This window comes from Xenorhabdus griffiniae, from assembly GCF_015163655.1.
In the GTDB taxonomy this organism is placed as follows: Bacteria; Pseudomonadota; Gammaproteobacteria; order Enterobacterales; family Enterobacteriaceae; genus Xenorhabdus; species Xenorhabdus griffiniae.
The window spans coordinates 1-2,525 of sequence record NZ_JADEUF010000214.1 but is presented as its reverse complement, the minus strand read 5'-3'; the positions used below and the strand labels follow the sequence as shown (position 1 = coordinate 2,525).

Genomic DNA, 2,525 nt, shown 5'->3' with positions numbered 1-2,525 from the left:
TTGCCTCTGCGGTTCATGCTTATGAAATAGCCATGAAGCAAAGGAATATTGATATCTATTCTTTGATGATCTTGGCTATTTCTTATAATTTTAGATTTATTTAAATGTTAACCATAAATTATTGTTTCAGTAATTTGCATTAATATTTCTTTGAATTACTCTCTTTATTTTTTCACTATGAGCTTTAGCTTTTTCTTTTATTTCGTGCTCAGTATGTCCGTTAACAGTAGCTATATCATAAAGAATAACTGGATCTATATATTTCATTTGTGAATATTCTGCTGATTTTTTGATGGATTTAAGAAAGCTATCTATAAGAAATTGGCTGTTATCTTGTTTGAAGTTTTTCTCTGATTGCCCTATTGTAAGACTGGGCAGGAGTTTTTTGTTTTTTAATTTATTCCCTTTTGAACCATAAGCGAATTGATATGTGAAAACTTGATCAAACCAAGCTTTAAGAATTGCGGGCATATTAAACCAGTACATCGGATACTGTAAAATGATTAAATCATGTCTTAATAATGCTTCTTGTTCAGAATTAATATCAATGTTGTAATTTGGGTTTAATTGATGAATATTACGGATCTCAAGATCAATGCTACTATTTTTTAATTCTTCAACAATCGTTTTGTTCGCAATTGATTGTTCAAAATTTGGGTGGGCCAATATCATTAAAGACATATTAAATTTCCTTAAGTTATATTTTTTAAAGGCTATCAATTTGATAGTTACTATAATTAGTTTATGATGATTTTTTTCTATGACAATAACTATCCAGTTAGATAGTAGGGAGGAGTTTATGGTTGAAGTTACGAAAGGCGGGGGCTGCCAAGTTTCATTGAATGGGAAGAGTTACCCTTGTCCTGTCAGTATGGCTATGGATTTGATTGGTGGTAAATGGAAAGGAGTCATTTTGTATTACCTGAAAGATAAAAGTAAAAGATTCAGTGAGTTAAAAAAGGATATCCCTCATATTACTGAGATGACTTTAAGCATACAACTCAAGAAATTAGAGAAAGATGGATTAGTTTTAAGGGAAGTATATGGAAATAAACCACCCATTAAGGTTATTTACTCTTTGACGGACTTTGGGGAGTCACTTAAACCCGTTTTGGAAGCTATATCGGCATGGTCGCATGAAATATCTGGAGGTGTATAGGTTACCCTGAGATTTTCATTGCATTTTTAACAAAATTTATTTTATTGAGGATATTTTTGCAATACAAAAGCTGTTTTCAATAGTACCGGCCAGAAGGCAATCGGGTAAACAGACAGGGCGGGATTCCACTTTGCTCTTAATTTAACCAAAGATAAGCTGACTGCGGAATTTCCCTGACCATGTTGCCATTCGGCGCTTAGCTTTTTGACTGTCCTTAATACTGGTATCTTGTTTAATCACATTTAACGCAATTCGGTTAAAAAGCGCCATCTGTGCCGCACCATCGGGATCTTTAAGTGAGATAGCATCTTCCCTGAACGTGACATCCAAAACCCAATGTAGCTCATTTTCCACCGACCAATGTCTTCTGATGGCTCTGGCCGCAGTTTCTGCATCCAGTGGCAACGAACTCACGTACCAGCGAGAATCGCGGTGGCAAGATTTGCCTTTGACTGTTCGTTCGCTCACAACTTCAATCACACTCTTTATTGACGGCCATTGTTGCTGAAGGGGTTCCGGTAATGTCGCGCTGAGCTGCATCACATGGCGCAGTTCTTCCCGGCCATGACCCCGACTTTTTTCGGTAAATTCAGCCAGTTCATCCTTCTCGTAATTTGAAGAAAAATGAGATTTAACAAATTCATAGAGATTTTTTTGATTGCTTTTCAGACCGACAATAAAATCACCGCCGCGTTGGGTGATTAATGCGAGTGTTTCTTTTTGGCAATGCAGGGCATCCATCGTAATGATAGCGCCATCAAGCGCCAATAATTCAATCAGTTCTCGGGCAACAGGGCCTTCTTTTCCCTTGCTTTCCGCCGCCCGATGATACAGCGCAACACCCGATTCGATATCGTACGCACTCACGATATGTAACGCTTCAAACAGCGTGCCTTTGCAGGTTCCCCGCATCGTTTTTCCATCAATGGCAATAACACTTTTTCCGGCATTAACCCGGCGTTGGTTAATCCAGCTATAAAAGGCTTCGACGAGCACATCTTGATCTATCAGCTTGATAATATTCGCAATACAATGACGGCGAGGAATACCATGGGTAAAATGCGTGTATTTTCTCAGCCATTCGATTTGTAACTCACCAAATTCCTGAATGGCTTTCCAGCCCGACGCACCGCACAATACAGCAGAAAAAGCTAAAAAAATCACCTCGATAAGTTCATGTTTTTTATTAATGTCAGAGCGGTGGTCATCTATCTTGCTGATAAAATTAAAAATACTCATTATTGGGATCGTGATTATTTAGAATGGCAAGATCTTAACGTGTTAATGAGAAAAGTACCTAAAAAAATTAGGGACTGACTTTTATTTAATCTAAATAACCCTATGGAAATTGTGAGATCTAGCCCTG

Annotated in this window: 3 protein-coding genes; 1 reads left to right on the top strand and 2 read right to left on the bottom strand. The window is 37.5% G+C overall.

What is annotated here, in order from left to right; all coding sequences use genetic code 11:
• Positions 1-126: 126 nt before the first annotated feature.
• Positions 127-681 carry an NAD(P)H-dependent oxidoreductase gene (locus IQ211_RS18855; protein ID WP_189761388.1) on the bottom strand — a complete coding sequence of 185 codons (555 nt, stop codon included), beginning with the start codon at positions 679-681 and terminating at the stop codon, positions 127-129.
• A 118-nt stretch (positions 682-799) separates the two neighbouring features.
• On the opposite strand from IQ211_RS18855, the gene IQ211_RS18850 reads away from it, so the two are divergent.
• Positions 800-1,159 carry a winged helix-turn-helix transcriptional regulator gene (locus IQ211_RS18850; protein WP_189761389.1) on the top strand — a complete coding sequence of 120 codons (360 nt, stop codon included), beginning with the start codon at positions 800-802 and terminating at the stop codon, positions 1,157-1,159.
• A gap of 141 nt (positions 1,160-1,300) precedes the next feature.
• Here the strand turns inward: IQ211_RS18850 and IQ211_RS18845 are convergent, their stop codons facing one another.
• Entirely contained in the window at positions 1,301-2,398 is a 1,098-nt protein-coding gene (locus IQ211_RS18845) for an ISAs1 family transposase (protein WP_193836458.1), read from the bottom strand.
• Positions 2,399-2,525 lie beyond the last annotated feature (127 nt).

Coding starts and splice junctions, on each gene's coding strand:
- IQ211_RS18855 (WP_189761388.1), bottom strand. CDS start 681: ATGTCTTTAATGATATTGGCCCACCCAAATTTTGAACAATCAATTGCG.
- IQ211_RS18850 (WP_189761389.1), top strand. CDS start 800: ATGGTTGAAGTTACGAAAGGCGGGGGCTGCCAAGTTTCATTGAATGGG.
- IQ211_RS18845 (WP_193836458.1), bottom strand. CDS start 2,398: ATGAGTATTTTTAATTTTATCAGCAAGATAGATGACCACCGCTCTGAC.